Here is a 3,390-nt window from a genome sequence, read left to right as displayed (position 1 = left end):
CAAGCTCAATGGCTTTGCGGTAAGCGGCAACGGCCTCATCGAGTTTCCCGATCGCATACAAAACATTACCTAAATTATTGAAAATAGCTTTTTTAGTTACCTGGCTTTGAAAAGACTGAAATACGATTTGTTGATAGTTAACAGTGTTATTACCTGATATTAATCTCTCAGGTTTACTTAATGATGTAACGATCTGGTTCCTCTGAACATCTGCTGTACTGCTTGAGCCAGGACTGTCCTCTTGATTATCAGGGATAAATTTAATCGCGTTCTGGTAAGCCGATACTGCTTCCTTTAACTTATTTTGAGTACGCAAAACATTGCCTAGATTTCCCCAAGCATAATAGTCTTGAGGATCGATTTCAACAGCATGTCTAAAGTCTTTTTCCGCAGCTGAGTAATCCTTCTTTGATTCAGAAAAAATTGAGCCCCGACTGACTAAAGCAAAACTATTCTGAGAATTTTTATTGATTACACCACTGAGGAATTCTAAAAATTTATCGTCAAAATTAGTTTGATAGAATCCACTCAAAACTTCTCCTAGATCCTTTACTGTTTTCTGAGTTCTAGTATTGGTTGTCCGAAAATTTGCCTCTGCTGTTTTAGACTGCTGACTTATTTGTTCCGCTTTTCTTTGGGCATCCTTGTACTGCCGTTGGGCAATGGTTGCTAATGTCTGAGCTGCTTCTGCCCGTTGGGTGGCTACACCTCTCTGCTGGTTCACCTGTGCGAGTTGCACTTGTGCCAGTTGAACCTGTTGTTTCGCTTGCTGGTACTGCTGGCGGGCTGCCTTTTCTTTGCCCTGAGCCTGTCGATACTTGAGATTTGCCGCCTGCGATCTAGTTTCTGCTGCTTGATACTTGGACTCTGCCTTAGTTGCCTGTTTCTGCGTTGCCTCCAAGCTATTTTTCGCTTTGGTAACCTCGTTTTGCGCTGCATCCCGTGCTCTTCCAGCAACAAAGGCGCTGGGTACCGCAATCCCCGCTACTACTAGTGCCGCTACCGCCCCCACTAAACTGAACAGATTCCGGCGATTTGCCTTTTTGTTGCCTCCTGCAAGATCCGATTAGCTTCTTCCTGGGCTGCCAAACGGGTTTGCATGTCCCGGTTCTGCAGTTCCTGACTCGCATCTAGAAAGCGGCGATCGTCATCCCCCAGATTTTTGCTCTCAGCCCAGGTACGGGCATCCTGCAACGCCTGTCCCCGCAGTAAAAATGACTCTTTTTGCCCGTCGTCTGCTTCCTGCCAGGATTTGAATGCCTCTGCATAAAAGGCCGGACGCAACAGGGTTAAGGCGTTGTCTACCCAAGTCTGATTGAAGACAGCGGCGTAGATCGGGTTGTAAACAATCAGTCGCCCTTGCCGTTGCACCACCAGTCCCGTCAGTCGTAGTCGCCGCTGCTCCTCACTTTCATCCGCAGCAATGCCTCCTGGCTGCAAAATCTGCTGGTAGAGCGCCAACAACCGCCCGCGCCCCTGTTCATCGCTTTTCAGCAGGCGATCGCGAATGGTCCTCAAGTGGGGCGGCACATCCTGCGTCTCCCAGTTGTCGATGATTCTGGCGTATACAACCTGTTCCACCAACACATCAGGAGAAAGGTTTGGAGCCGTGATTGCCTCACTCACCACTAAATTCAGCAGCTTCTGGGTTAAAAACGGCTGTCCCCCCGTCCACTGCAACACCGCCTGCAAGACCGCTTGGGGTTCCCTCACCTTCCCCACCAACCCATGAACCAGCGGCGCGGCTTCCGACGCTTGAAATCCGCTCAACTCCACAGCACGCCCAACATTAAATGAAGAGTTACCCTGGTTGCGGATTAGATCCGATGGCGTTGCCACCCCTAAAAAGGCAAAGGTGAGACGCTGGTACTCTGGCTTTTCGGCACGGCGTTCGTAGAGCGATCGAACCAGCACGAAGAACCCATCGGTATCGAACTTGAGGCTGAGCAGGTTATCGACCTCTTCTACAAATAGGATGATGGGTTGCGCTGTGTGTGGCAGCAAAATCTGGTCAATGAACTCATAAAAGCGCTCCACGGCTGAGATTGATTGGGCATCCAGCGCTCTCCACCAGGTGGGGAAGTCGATCCACTCCTCCAGATGCAGGTCGCCAATCAGTCGCTTGATCGTACCTGCGTACCATTGATCCTCGCGCAAGGTTGTTCCCCGCGTTTGTGGGTCAATCACCGCACAGGCAGCCCCGTCCTGCTGCAATCTCTGCATTGCCCGCACCCGCAGACTCGACTTGCCCATCTGCCGCGAGTTAAAGACAAAGCAATACTCCCCTGCCTTCAGCCGCTCATACAGTTCCCGATCAGCCTGACGTTCCACGTAGGCTGAATTATTCAGGGGCACGCTGCCCCCCACCTGATAGTTGAACGGTTGACCAGATTGGTTGGGTCGCAATTCGGATTGGTCGCTCATTCGTTACGCTCCTAAGCGATCACGAAAGTATTGTCGATACAGCCGACATCGGGGCTGGACATCGTTTCCGACCTGCACGACCAACCCCATACTATCCAGCTTAAATGCCTCCTCAGACCGCAAACTAACCGGAGTCTCTGAGTCCACAACGGTTTTCATTGCCGTACCCAGAGCAGGATAGCGCTCCAGTGCCCCCAGATGCCCCACCAGATGGTCTCGATACAGTCCTTCCTCCGTCGGGGCGGTTTCAAAAAACTCTGCCAGGGACAAATCCCTCACCGCAATGCGATACAACGCCGATCGCACCAGGTAAGGATGCCCTCCAATCAACTCCATCACCTGCCCCAACTCCGGCTCAGTCCAACCCAGCCCATGCAGTGTCACCAGGTTCTGCACCTGCGCCACAGTCAACTCGCCCAATTCGATGGGCAAACCTACATTAAACGGCGATTGGTTAATATCTTTTTGCAAGTAGGGTTCCTGAGAGTAGACAATCACCAGACGCAAGTTGCCCCAGAGCGCATTACTGCGCGATCGCTCATGCCAGCCCCGCAGCAGCCCGCAGAAATCGGTTTCGATATCAGGATAATTAAACACCCGATCGAAGTTGTCGATCGCAATGACTAACGGTGGTTCGGTGCTTTTAAGCAAATACTTCTCGAAATAGTCTGTACTGTTGTCATTGGCACCAAAAATATCATCCCAGTACTCTTCGAGTTTGACCCTCACATCCAGCGGTCTGCCCACAGATGCACAGAACCACTGCATAAATTTGTCCATGTCCGTAAACAGCTTCTGGTTAGCGGCTTCCAGATTCAACGTCACGGTGCGGTAGCCCAACTCAGATCCATGCGCCAACACACGCACCATCAACGACGATTTGCCCATCTTATGGGGTGACTTAATCCGAAGACACTGTTGGCGAATTCAGAAGAGTCAAACTGCTAGAGGCTGAAGCTCACGCTT

3 protein-coding genes are annotated in these 3,390 nt (G+C 51.0%); all 3 read right to left on the bottom strand.

Going from position 1 to position 3,390, the window contains the following annotated elements:
- On the bottom strand, positions 1-1,012 hold a 1,012-nt coding region (locus AC5JLP_RS00470), incomplete at its 3' end, for a tetratricopeptide repeat protein (RefSeq protein ID WP_496065921.1).
- Complete coding sequence (locus AC5JLP_RS00465; RefSeq protein WP_496065920.1) at positions 1,012-2,424, bottom strand: AAA-like domain-containing protein; 1,413 nt, start codon at positions 2,422-2,424, stop codon at positions 1,012-1,014. The genes AC5JLP_RS00465 and AC5JLP_RS00470, both read right to left, overlap by 1 nt.
- A 3-nt stretch (positions 2,425-2,427) precedes the next feature.
- Positions 2,428-3,330: an AAA-like domain-containing protein gene (locus tag AC5JLP_RS00460; RefSeq protein ID WP_496065926.1), complete on the bottom strand. Its 903-nt coding sequence runs from the start codon at positions 3,328-3,330 to the stop codon at positions 2,428-2,430.
- Positions 3,331-3,390: the final 60 nt, after the last annotated feature.

It is taken from the genome of Stenomitos rutilans (genome assembly GCF_059505485.1).
The sequence above is the reverse complement of the archived record's forward strand: the minus strand, read 5'-3'. Positions and strand labels throughout refer to the sequence as shown.

What these genes read in the sequence shown, in the direction of transcription:
- AC5JLP_RS00465 (WP_496065920.1), bottom strand. Translation starts at nt 2,424, where the DNA reads ATGAGCGACCAATCCGAATTGCGACCCAACCAATCTGGTCAACCGTTC.